This is a genomic window from Klebsiella sp. CN_Kp091, from assembly GCF_040065095.1.
In the GTDB taxonomy this organism is placed as follows: domain Bacteria; phylum Pseudomonadota; class Gammaproteobacteria; order Enterobacterales; family Enterobacteriaceae; genus Klebsiella; species Klebsiella aerogenes.
This window is the reverse complement of sequence record NZ_JBEAIO010000005.1, coordinates 223,720-240,419: the sequence shown is the minus strand read 5'-3', so window position 1 is coordinate 240,419 and position 16,700 is coordinate 223,720. Positions and strand designations below refer to the sequence as shown.

Here is a 16,700-nt window from a genome sequence, read left to right as displayed (position 1 = left end):
GCCCTGCCAGCTACATCCCGGCACACACGTCGTCTGCTCTGGCTGCTTCCTTCCGGACCTGACCTGGTAAACAGAGTAGCGTTGCGGGAGAACCAACAGAGCCCCCATTGAGAGCGTTGATAACCAACGCGCTGGCGCATTATCCCTATAGCACTCCTGAATTGCAAGCCACTCGCGTCCAGCTGCTGGTTTATTACGCAAAACGTTGGATTTCACAGCAAATAGTGCCTTCACAAGGCCATACGTCCCAGCAATGAAAAAGATTGCGAGCCCCATCGCGGCACACTTTACCGCAACCCGCCATACTTATTCGTCCTGTATCTTTTCAACGTGTAGCCGCTACGGTAATCGCATGACTCAATCGCCACGCCCCACCACCACCTTGCCCATGCCCGCCATTGATGGCGTAACCGTACCCTTTCACGGCATGAATTTTCTACGCCCCGAGCTGCTGCTGGATTTCGTCAGCGTCAGTCCCGCGCCGTTGTTATCAGTGACCCCCGTCGCCCTGCTCTTTTCCACGGTGGGCGTGTTGCAACACGTCGAGCTGCGTAAGCTGCCCGTTGAGGTCAAAGGCAAGGTGGTCTATCCCATTTCATCACTCAAATACCCGACGCTGCGCGGCAAACTGATTATCAATGCGCAATCACAGCGGCTGAAATTTCTTGAAAGCCTGATCGCTACCAGCCCGCATGACAATATTCACGGTATGCAGATCCTCGGGCTGGCGCTGGAATTCACCGTCCTTTGACGGCTGTACAGCACGCGGGCTAGCGCTTATTCTGGGCTTTTCTCACGCGAAGGAGTGATGATGGAGGACGCCCACGACAGCTTTCCCCAGCGGGTCTGGCAGATAGTCGCCTCAATTCCAGAGGGGTATGTCACCACCTATGGCGATGTCGCTCTGCTGGCGGGTTCACCGCGCGCGGCGCGTCAGGTGGGCGGCGTGTTAAAGCGCCTACCGGAAGGCTCAACGCTGCCATGGCACCGGGTGGTGAATCGCCACGGCGATATTTCTCTGACCGGCCCCGACCTTCAGCGCCAACGCCAGGCGCTGCTGGCGGAAGGCGTCCAGGTCTCCGGCAGCGGTCATATCGACCTGCAACGCTATCGCTGGGTATATTAAGGGCAAAAAAATGCCCCTGAACAGGGGCATGAAGACGTTTATTGCGCCATCGGCGCCATATCGTTAGCCACCGGCACTGGCGCATGCTGCACCGGCACCAGCACCAGATCGGCACGATTACCGCCCTGGGTAATCACGGTCTGTACGGTATCGGTAATAAACATCAGTTGGCCATTTACGGTGATCGCCGAACTCAGCAGGATCCGCGCGTTCGGTTTGATATCCGCCTGGTTATACGGCAGAACAAAGTTGAACGGCGCCTGCTTACCTTCTGTGCGGACCGCTTTTTGCGACAATACGCGGGCTGGCGCATCGGCGAGCGACGCATCGGACAACGTCACGGTCAGTACCGCATCCGGCGGTAACGCTACGCGTTGGCGAATATTGATAGTCCCGGAAACATTAGGCTGTTGCTGCGAGGAGCTCAGTGAGGCAATGCCGTAAGGATCGGGTGCCGTCGTCTGATGAGCGGCGTTGCTGTTCGGGTTATTCGCACAGGCGGATAAGGCCGCAGCAACGGCGATAGCACTTAACATATAGGCAAATTTCATTATGTTCTCCTTTTCATCCCTTTAGTCACAGGAGTACGTCCTGCCATCACGATGGCTAAGACATTAGTATCGTGAATAAGTGTGGCACAGATCTCAGAATAATTCCCGGAAAGGGGCATTTATTCAGATTATTACACCCATCGGACCACTTGAGATTCCAGGTTATACTTGCCCTCAATATGCGCTGCGTCAGCGCCGCTATCAATAATTGAGGGTATCTATGAGTCAGGCTCTAACCAATCTGCTGGCATTATTAAATCTGGAAAAAATTGAAGAAGGGCTGTTTCGCGGGCAGAGCGAAGATCTGGGCTTACGTCAGGTCTTCGGCGGCCAGGTGGTCGGTCAGGCGCTGTATGCCGCTAAAGAAACCGTGCCTGAGGGCCGCCTGATTCATTCCTTTCATAGTTACTTCCTGCGTCCTGGCGATAGCCAGAAACCTATCGTTTATGATGTTGAAGTACTACGAGACGGCAACAGCTTCAGCGCTCGCCGGGTGGCGGCTATCCAGCACGGTAAACCCATCTTTTACATGACCGCCTCGTTCCAGGCGCCGGAACCGGGCTACGAACATCAAAAAGCAATGCCGTCAGCGCCTTCACCGGAAGGCCTGCCCTCTGAAACCGATATCGCTCGTAAGCTGGCGCATCTGCTGCCGCCACAGGCGAAAGAGAAGTTTCTCAGCGACAAACCGCTGGAAATTCGCCCGGTTGAGTTCCATAACCCGCTAAAAGGCCACGTTGCCGAACCCACCCGCCAGGTGTGGATCCGCGCCAACGGCGTAGTACCGGATGATATTCGCGTCCATCAGTCGCTGCTGGGCTACGCGTCTGATTTTAATTTCCTGCCGGTGGCGCTGCAGCCACACGGCGTCGGCTTCCTTGAGCCTGGTATGCAGGTCGCCACCATCGACCACTCAATGTGGTTCCACCGCCCGTTTAACATCAACGAATGGCTGCTGTACAGCGTCGAAAGCACTTCCGCCTCCAGCGCCCGTGGCTTTGTTCGCGGCGAATTCTATACCCAGGACGGTATTCTGGTCGCCTCGACGGTGCAGGAAGGTGTCATGCGTAACCGCAATAACTAATTCGCGACGGGCCCACGGCGGGCCCGCTCGCCCCCTAACGGCCAAGCAGTTCGCGAACATCGGCAATAAAATCCCCCAAAAGTCCGTTGCGACTCTGCCGCCGCCAGCACAACGTGAGCGTCGTTACGGCAAAGGTCTCTTCCAGCAGGCAATAACTGACTTCCGACACCAGCATGGCGCTTTGCGTCTCGGGCACCAACGTCACCCCCATCCCCATCGATACCTGGCCAATCGCCGTGGAGACATCGCGCGTGTACTGAATCTTACGGGGCGTAAAACCCGCCTGCCGACAGGCGCTGATGGCTGACCACCCCAATCCGACGCCGCTGGGATCCTGCTGAATGAAAAACGTCTCTTCCGCCAGCGCCGCAAGTGGAATAGCGCGCCGGCTGGCGAGCGCATGATGGCGAGGCACCACCGCTACCAGCGGCCGGGTCGCAATATCCAGCGACTCCAGTTCATCATATTGCGCGCCTGGCGAGCGGATAAACGCCAGATCGACCGTATCGCTTAAGAGCCCGGTTATCAGGTCGTTAACGTTATGCTCTTCAATCAGCAGATCGGCTTCGGGTTTACGTTGACGATAATTTCCAATTAACACGCTCAACGCCGGGTCGAAAATAGCAGAGCCAACGTAGCCAATTTTCAACTGCCCTTTGCGCCCCTGCCGCAAACTGCGCGCATTCTCGCGAAATTTATCGCAGTGGCCGAGGATCATCCGCGCCTCGGCCAGCAAAAATTGCCCCTCGGCGGTCAGCGCGACGTTGCGTCGATCGCGGGTAAATAGCCGCAATTCCAGCGCGTTCTCAAAACTTTTAATCTGCTGCGTCAGCGCCGGTTGCGTGATATGCAGACGCTGCGCCGCCCGGCCAAAGTGCAACTCTTCCGCCAGCACCGTAAATGCCTGTAGTTGTCGATAATCCATCACGTCCTCCCGAAAACACTGATAATAATCTCTTATTAAAATAAGGGGAAATGTGATTGGACTCTTATCGGTATCTGGTGAGAATGAATAGCCATTGCCAGAAACCTGAAGGAAGTATGATGTCTGAACAACAAAAAGTAACCGATCTGCGTTCTGCTTTGGCGCTACTAAGCCAGTACGATGATGAACTTATCTACACCGACGAACCCGTTGACCCCATTGCCGAGCTCTCCGGGGTGTACCGCTATGTCGGCGCCCACGGAACCGTACAGCGCCCGACCCGCATTGGCCCGGCGATGATCTTTAATAAGGTCAAAGGCTACGATGATGTCAGAGTGCTTATTGGCCTGCTGTGTTCACGCCAGCGTGTCGCTCGTCTGTTTGGCACCACGCCGGAAAATCTGGCGTTTATGCTCAAAGACTCCGTGGCGAATCCTATCGCCCCAATCACCATCCCTCGCGACCAGGCGGCCTGCCAGGAGGTGGTACATCTGGCAAGCGATCCTGATTTCGATATTCTCAAAATTTTGCCGGCGCCGACCAACACCCCGGAAGACGCCGGCCCCTACTTTACCCTCGGCATGTGCTACGCCGCGGATCCGGAAACCGGCGATCATGACGTCACCATCCACCGCCTGTGCGTACAGAGCAAAGACGAAATCTCGATGTATTTCGTACCAGGACGTCATCTCGATACTTTCCGGCAAAAAGCCGAGGCGGCCGGGAAAGCGTTGCCTATCTCGATTAGCATCGGTGTGGATCCGGCGATTGAAATTGGCGCCTGCTTTGAGCCGCCGACCACTCCTCTCGGGTTTGATGAGCTCTCCATCGCCGGCGCTCTGCGTAATCAGGCCGTCGAGCTCAGCGAATGCGTGAGCGTCAACGCCCGCGCCATCGCCAATGCCGAAATCGTTATTGAAGGTGAACTACTGCCGGGCGTGCGGGTACGCGAAGATCAGAATACCAACAGCGGGAAAGCGATGCCGGAGTTCCCAGGCTACACCGGTAGCGCTCAGGCGGAAGTGCCGGTGATTAAAGTCAAAGCGATTACCCACCGCCGCCACCCGATTCTGCAAACCTGTATCGGGCCGAGCGATGAGCATACCAATCTTGCCGGGATCCCGACCGAAGCCAGCATTCTGCAAATGGTAGAGCGCGCACTTCCAGGCTTTGTGCAAAACGTCCACTGCCCCTCTCCGGGCACCGGTAAATATCTCGCCGTGCTGCAGGTGAAGAAACGCACCCCCAGCGATGAGGGCCGTCAGCGCCAGGCCGCGCTATTGGCGTTTTCCGCTTTCTCGGAGCTGAAGCACGTGATGCTGGTCGATGAAGACGTCGACGTTTTCGACATCAACGACGTGATGTGGGCGATGACCACCCGCTATCAGGGCGATGTCAGCACCGTGTTTATCCCCGGCGTGCGCTGCCATCCGCTGGATCCGTCATCCGACCCGGCCTTCAGCCCATCGATTCGCGATAACGGTATTGCCTGTAAAACCATTTTCGACTGCACCGTCCCGTGGAATATGAAAGCCCACTTCCAGCGCAGCCAGTTTATGGAAGTGGATGTTGACCGCTTTATCCCTGGCTTCAGTAAGAAATAAATTCCACGCAAAGAAAAAGCCTCCCATGCGGGAGGCTTTGACGCTTATGGAGATTGCTCAATACATCAGGCGTTGTAGGCGTTTTCGCCGTGGCTGTTGACGTCCAGCCCTTCGCGCTCCTGCTCTTCCGGTACCCGCAGGCCGACGGTCATCGCCGCCACTTTGAAGCCGATCCAGGCGACGACGGCGGACCACACCACGGTAATACCGATACTTTCCAGCTGTACCAGCAACTGATGCCCCATCGTTACGCCTTCCGCATAGCCGACGCCGCCAAGGGTGGTAGAGGCGAAGATGCCGGTCAGGATACAACCGATGATACCGCACACGCCGTGAACGCCAAACACATCGCATGGGTCATCGACGCGCAGCCAGCGCTTCAGCACCGTGACGCCCCACAGCCCAGCCAGTCCGGCGATGATACCGATAATCAGCGAACCGCCAACGCCAACATAACCGCACGCCGGAGTAATGCCGACCAGACCGGCAATCGCGCCGGAGCAGGCGCCCAGCAGCGAGGGTTTGCCGCGGGTGGCCCATTCGCCGAAGGTCCAGGCCAGAATCGCGCCAGCGGTCGCCACGACGGTATTAACGAAGGCCAGGGCGGCAATTTCGTTAGCCGCGCTTGCGGAACCGGCGTTAAAGCCGAACCAGCCGACATACAGAATCGCCGTACCGGTAAAGACCATCGGCAGGTTATGCGGTTTAAACGCTTCTTTGCCAAAGCCCACGCGTTTGCCCATCATATACGCGCCCACCAGCCCCGCCACCGCGGCGTTGATGTGTACGACGGTACCACCGGCGAAGTCCAGCGCGCCATGGGTCGCCAGCAAACCGCCGCCCCACACCATATGCGCAATCGGTACGTAGGAAAGCGTTAACCATACCACCACGAAAATCAGTACCGCGGAGAAACGAATACGTTCCGCCAGCGCGCCGACGATCAGGCCTACGGTGATACAGGCGAAAGAGCCCTGGAAAGCGACGTGAATATATTGATAGAACGAGCCCATCAGCGCTTTCAGTTCAATATTCTTCAGCATCACCCAGTCGAAACTGCCGAAGAAGCTACCGCCGCTACCGAAGGCAAGCGTATAGCCATAGATAACCCACAGCACGCAAACCAGGCCAAAAGTCACAATGACCTGAGTGAGCATTGAGAGCACGTTTTTACCGCGAATCAGGCCGCCGTAGAACAACGCAATGCCGGGGATTGTCATAAACAGCACCAGCGCGGTGCAAATCATCATAAAAGCGTTGTCGGCTTTATCCGCCACCGCCGGTTCGGCCGCCAGCGCCAGTCCCGGAAGCAGCGCCAGCGCTCCCAGAGCCGTTTTCATCGTCGTTCTCATCATCTCTTCATCCCCATCGCTGTGTGGTCAGGCAATTACAGTGCCGCTTCGTCGGATTCGCCGGTACGAATACGAATCACGCGCTGCAGTTCGGCGACAAAAATTTTGCCGTCGCCAATTTTTCCGGTCCAGGCGGCCTTGCCTATCACCTCGACAACCTCATCCAGCTGATCGTCGGCAATCGCAATATCAATTTTTACTTTTGGCAGGAAATTGACGCTGTATTCGGCGCCGCGATAGAGCTCGGCGTGGCCTTTCTGGCGGCCGAAGCCTTTCACTTCCGTGACCGTCAGGCCCTGAATGCCGATGGAGGACAACGCTTCGCGAACGTCTTCCAGTTTGAATGGTTTGATTACCACGGTAACCAGCTTCATAAATCCCCTCCAGTCAGTATTTGATAGTGGCCGCAGCTAACACAGGAGATAAAGCAAGGGATATGCCAAAAATGAAAACGGGCCGTGAATCGGCCCGTTTATGGAGAAAAAAACGCGAGGATGTTACTGGCAAGACGGCAAATGGCCGCTAATGCGCAAAAACGCACCAATTCGGTGCACACTCAGTGAGCAAGTTGCACCACTTCACGTCACCCCTGCCCCCATGCCTGCTGATGGTGCATCAGGCGCTCAGTGACTCCTCCTCAACGCTGGCGGCTAGCTCTTCGCCAGCCAGCTGTAGCTGGTACATCTGCCAGTAGCGGCCCTTCGCCGCCAGCAATTGCTGATGGTTCCCGCGTTCGACGGCCTGGCCACGATGCAACACCAGGATTGTATCAGCCTCGACGATAGTCGACAGACGGTGGGCGATGACCACCAGCGTGGTGTGCTCGCGCACTTTCGCCAGCGCCTGCTGGATAGCCTGCTCGGTACCGGAGTCGATGTTCGCTGTCGCTTCATCGAGGATCAGCACCTGCGGCGTCTCGACCAGCACACGGGCCAGCGCCAACAGCTGTTTCTGTCCCACCGATAGGTTATTGCCCTGCTCGCCCAGTTGGGTATAAATCCCGTCGCTCATTTCACGGGCAAGGTCAGCGAGCTGCACCGCTTCCAGCGCTTCCCAGACCTGCTGCTCGCTGATATCGCGGCCCAGCGTCACGTTGGCATAGAAGGTATCGGCTAATACCACCGGATCCTGTTGCACCATCGCGACGCCCCGACGTAAAGCGCTGTGGCTTAACGACGATAGCGGGCGACCATCGAGGCGAATTTCGCCTTTAGTCAACGGGTAGTAGCCCATCATCAGGCTGGCCAGCGTGCTCTTGCCGCTACCGGTATGGCCAACCAGCGCCACAAAACCGCGCGAAGGAATATCCAGATTGATATCCTGCAGCACCAGCCGATCGTCGCGATAGGCAAAAGAGACGTTATCAATCGCCACCGCGCCGCTGCGTAACGGCGCGCTATCGTTACCCCAGCTCTGGCGTGGACGGTCCATCAGCTCAAACACGCGTTCGCCCGCCACCACCGCTTGCTGCAGCATCGACTGCTGAGTGGTGAGTTCGATCAGCGGTTCGTTAAGCCGCCCGAGGTAGCTAATAAAGGCATATAACACGCCGACTTCGATACTTCCGGAAGTGCTAAAACCAAACAGCATCAGCAGGCCGCAGAGGATCAGCGATGAAAACAGACTTAACAGCGGGCGCAGCAGGAAACCATCCAGACGCAGCGTCTGCATGCGCGCCAGATAGTGGCCGTAACTGGCTTCACGCATTCGCTCGCCGAATCGCGCCTGCTGGCGGAATTGCTGAATAACGCCCATACCGTTGATCACTTCGTTGAAGCCATCATTGATATCGGCAAGCCATGCGCGCATGCGACGCACGATCGGCGTGCTGTAACGCTGATAGATAGCCATCACGATCAGCACCGCCGGGAAGATAGCCACCGCCACCAGCGCCATTCGCCAGTCGAGACTAAACATCGCCACCAGCATCGCGCCAATCAGCGCCGCGCTACGCAGCACCGTCGCCACGACCGTCACGTACAGGTCGCGGATCACTTCGGTATCGTTGGTAACGCGTGATATCAACTGGCCGACGGGTTGCGTATCAAACTCGCTTAACGGCTGACGCAGCGCGGCATCCATCACATCGCTGCGCAACTGCTGCACCACGCCGACCGCCGCCCGGTTAAACAGCAGCGCCTGGTTATAGTGCAGCGTAGCGGCAAGGATCTGCAGGCAGATATAGGCCGCCGCCAGGCCGCTGACCAGCTTCACCGGTAGCGACTGTTTCGCCACCATGTTATCAATGAAATAGCTTATCAGCAGCGGGCCGCTGACTTCCGCCGCCGCCGCTATCCACATCATGATAACCGCAATGATAAGCGGCTTACGCCACGGCGAACCGTAGGCCAGCAGACGTTTCAGGGTCGGCCAGAGATCGGCGAAATTACGCATCTGTCGCCTCCTCATCCTGCGGCGCATCGTCGAGCGCCGCTTCCAGTTGCTGATAGCGGTACATGTCGCGATACCATCCCGACTGGGCGGCAAGCTGCTCATGGCGTCCGCGCTGGGCAATATGGCCGTGTTGCAGAACCAAAATTTCACTGGCTTCCGTTAATGCTGAAAGGCGGTGGGCGCTGATAATCACCGTCCGCCCTTCCCCCCACTGCCGCAGGTTATGCAAAATATCATGCTCCGTCCGCCCATCAACCGCCGACAGCGCGTCATCAAGGATCAGGATTTCCGCCTCCAGCAGCAGCGCTCGGGCAATAGAAATACGTTGTTTCTGACCGCCTGAGAGCATGACGCCGCGCTCGCCGACTTCCGTTTCATAGCCCTGCGGCAGGCGCAGAATATCATCATGAACGCTGGCCAGCCGCGCGACGTGCTCGATTTGTTCCCGCGTCGCGTCCGGTTTACCCAAGGCAATGTTATTGGCCACGGTATCGGAGAACAGGAATGGGGTTTGATTGACCACCGCCAGCCGCCCGCGCCAGCTATCAAGCTGCAGGCGAGACAGCGGAATATCATGGAAACGGATCTCACCCTCGGTAACATCAAAATGGCGCTGAATAAGGGATAGAATGGTACTTTTCCCGGCTCCCGTCGGGCCGCAGATACCGAGCATTTGCCCCGGCTGCAGGGTGAAGTTAACCTTCTCCAGCGACGCTTTCGTCGCCTGCGGATAGATAAATTCGCGCACCGCCACGTTTAGCGAACCGCGCCCCTCCGGCACCGTTTCGCTACCATCGTTGACCACCGGCGCTTCTTCCAGCATCGAACGAATACGTCCATAGGCGGCGCTACCTCGCTCAACGATGTTAAACATCCACGCCAGCGCCAGCATTGGCCAAATCATCAGCCCGAGGTACATGACAAAACTGGTTAACTGACCAAGGGTCAGCTCGCCCTGCAACACCAGCCAGCTGCCGCCGCCGATTGCCAGCAGGTTGGCCGCGCCAATGGCAATATAGATTGTCGGGTCGAAACGGGCATCAATACGCGCGACCCGCATGTTCTTCGCTCCGGTATCCGCCGCATCGGCGGCAAACTGCGCCGACTGGCGGTCCTCAAGGCCGAACGCTTTAATCATCCGTATGCTGGTCAGGCTTTCCTGCGTGCGATCGTTGAGGCTGGAAAAAGCCGCCTGCGCCACGCGGAAACGCTCATGCAGGGCATCGCCATTGCGTTTGATCGCCAGCGCCATAAACGGCATCGGCACCAGCGCCAGCAGCGTTAACTGCCAGCTGATTTGCGTCGACATCACAATCAGTACCGCACAGCCCATCACCAGTGAATCCACAAGCGTCAGGACGCCCTCGCCGGCGGCGAAGACGACGCGGTCAACATCGTTAGTCGCGCGGGCAATGAGATCGCCGGTACGGTGACGCAGATAAAAGGCCGGATGTTGGCGGCTGAGCTGGCGGTAGAAGTCTTCACGCAGTTCAACGGCCAATTGATAAGAGGCGCCGAAGAGCAGCACGCGCCAGACATAGCGCAGTAGATAAATCATCACCGCGATAACCACCAGCGCGCCGATCCACATCCACACCTGCTCTGCGGTGTAATGTTCTTTAGTCACGCCATCGACCACAATCCCCACCACTTTCGGCGGGATTAGCTGGAGTACGGCAATAACGGCAAGCAGAGCGACGGCGCCGAGATAGCGGCGCCACTCCCGGCGAAAGTACCAGCTAAGTTGAGCAAATAATCGCAAACGGTAAAATCCTGAATGTATAATTCGTGGCGGCAAAAAGCCGTTAATCAATAGGCAAGGCCGTGGTGTATTTTATCTGTTCCATGGCAAAACTCGAAGTGACATCCGACAGCCCCGGCACGCTGTTCACCAGACGTTTATAAAAGTCGTCATAGCGCTTCATATCCGCGACCTGCACCCTTAGCAGGTAGTCGTACTCTCCAGCCATACGCCAGAAACCCAGCACTTCCGCCATTTGCGACACTTCGCTGACAAAACGGCAGTACCAGTCACTGCTGTGGTGCTGGGTTTTTATCAACACAAAGGCGGTTAACCCGAGCCCCAGCTTTTCCGCATCCAGGATGGCCACGCGCTCGCGCAGGATGCCTTCGTCCTCAAGACGCTTGAGCCGTTTCCAGCAGGGCGTGGTGGTCAGATTAACGGCATCCGCCAGCGCCTGCAAAGAGAGGGTGCAGTCAGTTTGCAGCAATGAGAGCAGCTTACGGTCAATTTTATCTAGCATAAGGCCACCAGAGAGAATAATTTACTCCCGTAATTGTAATTGAAAGGCCAAATAGCAACAATTTTTCCCGCACAATCCGCTAAGCTGGGCACAAAATGACAAACAGGAATCCGAGATGAACAGCGCCTGGGTAAAACATGCCATTAGTGAAATTAACGCCGACTATCAGCGTTCCGCCGATACACACCTGATCCGCCTGGCGCTGCCTGGTTTTCCGGGGATCCCTATTTATCTGAAGGATGAAAGTACGCATCCAACCGGTAGCCTTAAGCACCGTCTGGCGCGCTCGCTGTTTCTCTATGGCCTGTGCAACGGATGGATCAAAGAAGGCACCACGATTATCGAATCGTCTTCGGGTTCGACGGCGGTCTCAGAAGCCTATTTTGCTCGCCTGCTGGGCCTGCCGTTTATCGCCGTGATGCCCTCCTGCACGGCGAAGCGTAAAATCGAACAGATTGAATTTTATGGCGGACGCTGTCATTTCGTCGACAACGCCTGCGAAATCTACGCCGCTTCTGAAATGCTGGCGCGCGAGTTGAATGGCCACTATATGGATCAGTTCACCTTCGCCGAGCGCGCCACCGACTGGCGCGGCAATAACAATATCGCCGACAGCATTTTCCGCCAGATGACCCATGAGCCGTATCCGCAGCCGTCGTGGATCGTCATGAGCGCCGGTACCGGCGGTACTTCTGCGACCATCGGCCGCTATATTCGCTGCCAGGGCTACGAAACGCAACTGATGGTCGTCGACCCGCAGAATTCGGTATTCCTTGATTACTGGCAAAGCCGCGACGCCAGCCTGCGCAGCCCGGTCGGCAGCAAGATCGAAGGGATTGGCCGTCCGCGCGTCGAGCCATCGTTTATTCCCGACGTCGTCGATGAGATGCTGCGCGTTCCGGATGCCGCCAGCGTCGCTACCGCCTTGTGGCTGGAAACGCAGCTTGGAAGAAAAGTCGGCGCCTCCACCGGTACCAATATGTGGGGCGTACTGCAGCTGGCCGCACGGATGCGCGATGAAGGACGCAAGGGTTCCATCGTTACCCTGTTGTGCGACAGCGGCGAACGTTACCTCGAAAGCTATTACAGCCCGCAGTGGGTCGCGGCGAATATCGGCGATATTACCCCATGGCAGACGCAGATTATGCAACTGAGCGGCGCACAATAAAAAAAGCCGGATAGAACGCTATCCGGCTTGCTGGTAGGGTCTCTCTATTCGGGGGAATAAGGAAGATCAGGATTATCCAGCCAATGTGTTAAAAAATGGGAAACAGCCTGATGACGGCAGTCTCCGATGATCGGTAGATGCGGCAGTTCAGCTTTGAGCTGCGGCATCGCGTTGCCCATAATGAACCCTCGCCCTACGCTACCAAGCATCTCGCGATCGTTCATTGCATCACCAAATGCCATGCAATCCTGCAACGTAAAACCTAAGTGCTGGCTCAGCACCGCCAGCGCGGCCCCTTTATTACAGCCGACCGGCAGCACCTCCAGACAATCCATCGCCGAGAAACAAAGAAACGCGCGATCGCCTAGCGCTTCATTTAGCTGGATCCGCAGACGGCGCAGATCGTCATGATCGCCGCAGAAACAGATCTTGGTGACGTGATGCGCCGGCATCCGTTTCGGATCGCGCAGTTGATAATGAAAGCCGCTGAAGGCGTGAGCTCGGAGTAGTTCCGGCCTTGCCTGGCCGGTAAACCAGCCGCCATCATTGAAAACGTGCATACTCGCCTGAGTATCCCACACGCTGTGCAGCACCTCTTCCGCCACTTCCGGATTTAGATCCTGGCGATACAGCTCTTCACCTTCCAGTGAATGGATGCGCGTGCCGTTACCGGTAATCAGAAAAGCATCAAGGGAAAACTCGCCGATCACATGGTGCATTTCCAGAGCATGGCGACCGGTGGCAAAGGTCAGGGCGATATCGCGTTCACGCAGCCGTCTCAGCGCCGTCAGAGTCTGTTCTCCGAGACGATGGTCCGGCATCAGCAGGGTGCCGTCCATATCAAATGCCGCTAATTTTGCCATGGTATTTTCCCCGATGTGTGATGGGTTTCGCTTGTGTTGCAGTATCGCCTGAGATATACGGAAGTAATAGTGAATAGATATTTTTTATTGTTCCGGGTTTTCGGCAAATGAGATTATTAAACCGATTAAATCAGTACCAGCGGCTATGGCTGCCGTCGTCCGGCGCACCGCAGCAGGTGACCGTGGGCGAGTTGGCTGAACGCTGCTTTTGCAGCGAGCGTCATATCCGTACGCTGCTGCGTCAGGCTCAGGAGGCCGGTTGGTTAAGCTGGCAGGCCAGCTCCGGGCGCGGTAAGCGCGGGCAACTCAGTTTCCACAAGACCCCGGAAAGCCTGCGTAACGAAATGATGGAACAGGCGCTAAATAAGGGTCAGCAGCAAAACGCGCTGGAGCTGGCGCAGCTGGCGCCGGTTGAGCTGAAAGCGTTGTTGCACCCCTTCCTCGGCGGACAGTGGCAAAACAATACCCCGACGCTGCGTATTCCCTACTATCGTCCACTGGAACCGCTGCGCCCCGGTTTTCTCCCCGGGCGTGCGGAACAACATTTGGCCGGGCAGATCTATTCCGGCCTGACGCGTTTTGACGATAGCGACAGTACGCCGGTGGGCGATCTGGCGCACCACTGGCAGGTATCACCCGATGGACTGCGCTGGCACTTTTATATCCGCTCTACCCTGTGCTGGCATAACGGCGATACCGTGGAAACCTCACAGCTGCGGCAAAGACTACTGTTGCTACTGGAACTGCCGGCTCTCCGCACCCTTTTTGCCAGCATTAGCCGCATCGATGTCACCCACGCCCAATGTTTGACGATTACGCTGCATCGCCCGGACTACTGGCTACCGTTCCGTTTAGCCAGCTACTGCAGCGTGCTGGCGCATCCTGACGATCCGGCGCTCGGTAGCGGTCCGTTCCGAATAAAGCTTTTTGGCCCGGATCTGGTCCGGCTGGAGAACCATCCCCGCTACCATTTACAGCATCCGCTGATCCAGGCGGTAGAATATTGGATCACGCCGCAGCTATTCGAAAGCGATCTCGGCACCAGCTGTCGCCATCCAGTACAGATCACCATCGGCGATCCAGAAGAGCTCAATAATTTGCGCCAGGTGAGCAATAGCATCAGCCTCGGCTTCTGCTATTTGACCCTGCGTCAGAGTCCACGTCTCAGTAAAGCGCAGGCCCAGCGGCTGATTTCGATTATCCACCGCTCGTCGTTGCTGGAAACGCTACCGCTGGATGAAGATCTGATCACGCCGAGCCATGAGGTGCTGCCCGGCTGGTCCATTCCTCAGGGCCCGGAAAACCATGAGGTGCCGCTGCCGCCCCAGCTCACCCTGCTCTATCATTTGCCGGTCGAATTACACACTATGGCTGAGCAGCTCAAACAGCGCCTCGCCACTCTCGGCTGCGAACTGACGCTCATTTTTCACGACGCCAAAAATTGGGACGGCTGCCGATATCTGGCGCAGGCCGATATGATGATGGGCGACCGGCTGATTGGCGAAGCGCCGGAATATACCCTTGAACAGTGGCTGCGCTGCGACACGCTGTGGCCCCATTTGCTGAGCGGGGCGCAATATGCGCACCTGCAGGCTACGTTAGATGCCGTGCAGGCGCAGCCCGAAGCGCGTAGCCGCAACGATGCCCTGCGCAACGTCTTCAATACGCTGATGGATGACGCCATCATGACGCCGTTATTCAAATACAATTACCGCATCAGCGCGCCGCCGGGGGTTAACGGCCTGCGCCTTAATGCCAGAGGTTGGTTCGACTTTACCAGCGCCTGGCTACCGGCATCGTCGACGTGAGAGAGCTGGTCGCCGCGAGCGTCTGACGGTACCATATGGCTCTCACTTATTTAGTCAGGAATTGCCATGAAACGCGCCGTAGTTGTCTTCAGCGGAGGACAAGACTCAACAACCTGCCTGGTGCAGGCACTGGAACAGTATGATGAAGTGCATTGCGTCACTTTTGATTATGGCCAACGCCACCGCGCCGAGATTGACGTGGCTCGCGAGCTGGCGCTAAAACTGGGCGCGGTGGCGCATAAAGTGCTGGACGTTACCCTGCTTAACGAACTGGCGGTGAGCAGCCTGACGCGCGATAGCATCCCGGTACCGGATTACGAGCCGGATGCCGATGGTATTCCGAATACCTTCGTTCCAGGTCGCAATATTCTGTTTTTAACCCTGACGGCGATCTACGCCTATCAGGTTAAGGCCGAAGCAATTATTACCGGCGTTTGCGAGACCGACTTCTCTGGTTACCCGGACTGCCGCGACGAATTTGTTAAAGCGCTGCACCATGCGGTTAGCCTTGGCATGGCGAAAGACATTCGCTTTGAAACGCCGCTGATGTGGCTCAACAAAGCCGAGACCTGGGCGCTGGCCGATTATTGGGGCCAGTTGGATCTGGTTCGCCGCGAAACGCTCACCTGCTATAACGGCATCAAGGGCGACGGCTGTGGCCATTGCGCGGCCTGCAACCTGCGCGCCAACGGCCTGAATCAGTATCTGGGCGATAAGGCCGGCGTGATGGCGGTCATGAAGCAAAAAACCGGCCTGGGCCAAGGGCACGAAGCTTAAGTTCAACGTCCCCGGTGGCGCTTCGCTTACCGGGGCTACGGGTGCACCGCATCCCACCAGCCGGTAGCCCGGAAAAGGCGCGTCAGGCGCCGCCTCCGGGAATCGATTAGCACGAAGCTTCAGTTCAACGTCCCCGGTGGCGCTTCGCTTACCGGGGCTACGGGTTCACAGCATCCCACCAGCCGGTAGCCCGGAAAAGGCGCGTCAGGCGCCGCCTCCGGGAAACAATTGGCACGAAGCCTGAGCTCAACCTCCCCGACGGGTTCACAGCTCTCCTCGGTCCGACTGTTGTTAGCGTAAATTCATCTGGTCGAGCTTTTCGCGCAACTCCCCTTCCAGCGGCTGCGCCTTCTGCGTTTTCAGATCAATGCAGACAAAGGTAATCAACGCATCGGCCACCACTTCACCGTTAGGATTAAGGGTCACCACCTGACTTAGGGTGCCGCTTTTACCGTTCAACTGCTCAAGTTTACTGGTGACGGTAAGCACATCCCCGAGTACCGCCGGGCGACGATAATTGATATTGATGTTGACCACCACAAAAGCAATGTTATGGCTGGTCATCCAGTGAAACGCCGGACTACTCTCCAGCCCATCCCAGCGCGCTTCTTCAAGAAACTCCAGATAACGAGCATTGTTAACGTGCTGGTAAACATCCAGGTGATAACCGCGAACTTTAATTTGAGTCTGCATAGCGCACATGCCTTACTATTATTGTTGTTAATCAGGTAAGAGGTCACACCAGATGATGTAACCTCTTTAGCATGGCAAAGATTTGCCACTG

At 56.9% G+C, this 16,700-nt stretch carries 16 protein-coding genes and 1 other RNA gene; 7 read left to right on the top strand and 10 right to left on the bottom strand.

The features are described 5' to 3' along the window. Position 1 precedes the first annotated feature (1 nt). An RNA gene (gene ffs, locus ABLV17_RS05680) (signal recognition particle sRNA small type) lies at positions 2-98 on the bottom strand. Positions 99-352: 254 nt separating this feature from the next. On the opposite strand from ffs, the gene ABLV17_RS05675 reads away from it, so the two are divergent. Next, positions 353-751: a hypothetical protein gene (locus ABLV17_RS05675; RefSeq protein ID WP_032705506.1), complete on the top strand. Its 399-nt coding sequence runs from the start codon at positions 353-355 to the stop codon at positions 749-751. Positions 752-808: 57 nt separating this feature from the next. Beyond that, positions 809-1,126, top strand: coding sequence for an MGMT family protein (locus ABLV17_RS05670; protein ID WP_307858946.1), 318 nt, complete (start codon positions 809-811; stop codon positions 1,124-1,126). Positions 1,127-1,164: 38 nt separating this feature from the next. Here the strand turns inward: ABLV17_RS05670 and ABLV17_RS05665 are convergent, their stop codons facing one another. Continuing rightward, positions 1,165-1,677, bottom strand: a complete 513-nt coding sequence (locus ABLV17_RS05665) for a YbaY family lipoprotein (RefSeq protein WP_020079459.1) — start codon at positions 1,675-1,677, stop codon at positions 1,165-1,167. 220 nt (positions 1,678-1,897) lie between these two features. Here ABLV17_RS05665 and tesB point away from each other — a divergent pair, with 220 nt between their 5' ends. Further along, positions 1,898-2,761, top strand: a complete 864-nt coding sequence (gene tesB, locus ABLV17_RS05660; RefSeq protein ID WP_087860366.1) for an acyl-CoA thioesterase II — start codon at positions 1,898-1,900, stop codon at positions 2,759-2,761. Positions 2,762-2,795: 34 nt separating this feature from the next. Here tesB and ABLV17_RS05655 read toward each other — a convergent pair whose 3' ends face one another. After that, a complete protein-coding gene (locus tag ABLV17_RS05655) occupies positions 2,796-3,686 on the bottom strand; it encodes a LysR substrate-binding domain-containing protein (RefSeq protein WP_213317112.1) in 891 nt (296 codons plus the stop codon). A gap of 119 nt (positions 3,687-3,805) precedes the next feature. On the opposite strand from ABLV17_RS05655, the gene ABLV17_RS05650 reads away from it, so the two are divergent. Further along, the gene (locus tag ABLV17_RS05650) at positions 3,806-5,290 is read left to right on the top strand and encodes a UbiD family decarboxylase (RefSeq protein ID WP_348854125.1); all 1,485 of its coding nucleotides are present in this window, start codon (positions 3,806-3,808) and stop codon (positions 5,288-5,290) included. Positions 5,291-5,355: 65 nt separating this feature from the next. Here ABLV17_RS05650 and amtB read toward each other — a convergent pair whose 3' ends face one another. The 5 genes from amtB to ABLV17_RS05625 all read right to left on the bottom strand — a co-directional run bounded on the left by amtB (position 5,356) and on the right by ABLV17_RS05625 (position 11,300). Continuing rightward, on the bottom strand, positions 5,356-6,645 hold the full coding sequence (gene amtB / locus ABLV17_RS05645) for an ammonium transporter AmtB (protein ID WP_020079462.1): 1,290 nt from the start codon (positions 6,643-6,645) through the stop codon (positions 5,356-5,358). 32 nt (positions 6,646-6,677) lie between these two features. Next, a complete protein-coding gene (gene glnK, locus ABLV17_RS05640; protein WP_015367937.1) occupies positions 6,678-7,016 on the bottom strand; it encodes a P-II family nitrogen regulator in 339 nt (112 codons plus the stop codon). A gap of 241 nt (positions 7,017-7,257) precedes the next feature. Further along, positions 7,258-9,036, bottom strand: coding sequence for a SmdB family multidrug efflux ABC transporter permease/ATP-binding protein (locus ABLV17_RS05635; RefSeq protein ID WP_348854124.1), 1,779 nt, complete (start codon positions 9,034-9,036; stop codon positions 7,258-7,260). Beyond that, on the bottom strand, positions 9,029-10,798 hold the full coding sequence (locus tag ABLV17_RS05630) for a SmdA family multidrug ABC transporter permease/ATP-binding protein (RefSeq protein ID WP_087860370.1): 1,770 nt from the start codon (positions 10,796-10,798) through the stop codon (positions 9,029-9,031). The genes ABLV17_RS05635 and ABLV17_RS05630 overlap by 8 nt, the downstream gene beginning before the upstream one ends. A 43-nt stretch (positions 10,799-10,841) precedes the next feature. After that, on the bottom strand, positions 10,842-11,300 hold the full coding sequence (locus tag ABLV17_RS05625) for an Lrp/AsnC family transcriptional regulator (protein WP_015367940.1): 459 nt from the start codon (positions 11,298-11,300) through the stop codon (positions 10,842-10,844). Positions 11,301-11,415: 115 nt separating this feature from the next. On the opposite strand from ABLV17_RS05625, the gene ABLV17_RS05620 reads away from it, so the two are divergent. Beyond that, entirely contained in the window at positions 11,416-12,468 is a 1,053-nt protein-coding gene (locus ABLV17_RS05620; protein ID WP_316424351.1) for a PLP-dependent cysteine synthase family protein, read from the top strand. Positions 12,469-12,512: 44 nt separating this feature from the next. Here ABLV17_RS05620 and cof read toward each other — a convergent pair whose 3' ends face one another. Beyond that, positions 12,513-13,331, bottom strand: coding sequence for an HMP-PP phosphatase (cof, locus tag ABLV17_RS05615; RefSeq protein ID WP_213317109.1), 819 nt, complete (start codon positions 13,329-13,331; stop codon positions 12,513-12,515). A 107-nt stretch (positions 13,332-13,438) separates the two neighbouring features. Between cof and ABLV17_RS05610 the strand changes: the two genes are divergently transcribed. Both ABLV17_RS05610 and queC read left to right on the top strand, forming a co-directional pair. After that, a complete protein-coding gene (locus ABLV17_RS05610; protein WP_308959033.1) occupies positions 13,439-15,139 on the top strand; it encodes an SgrR family transcriptional regulator in 1,701 nt (566 codons plus the stop codon). Positions 15,140-15,205: 66 nt separating this feature from the next. Then, positions 15,206-15,916: a 7-cyano-7-deazaguanine synthase QueC gene (gene queC / locus ABLV17_RS05605; RefSeq protein ID WP_308959032.1), complete on the top strand. Its 711-nt coding sequence runs from the start codon at positions 15,206-15,208 to the stop codon at positions 15,914-15,916. 291 nt (positions 15,917-16,207) lie between these two features. Here queC and ABLV17_RS05600 read toward each other — a convergent pair whose 3' ends face one another. Beyond that, on the bottom strand, positions 16,208-16,609 hold the full coding sequence (locus ABLV17_RS05600) for a YbgC/FadM family acyl-CoA thioesterase (protein ID WP_020079469.1): 402 nt from the start codon (positions 16,607-16,609) through the stop codon (positions 16,208-16,210). Positions 16,610-16,700 lie beyond the last annotated feature (91 nt).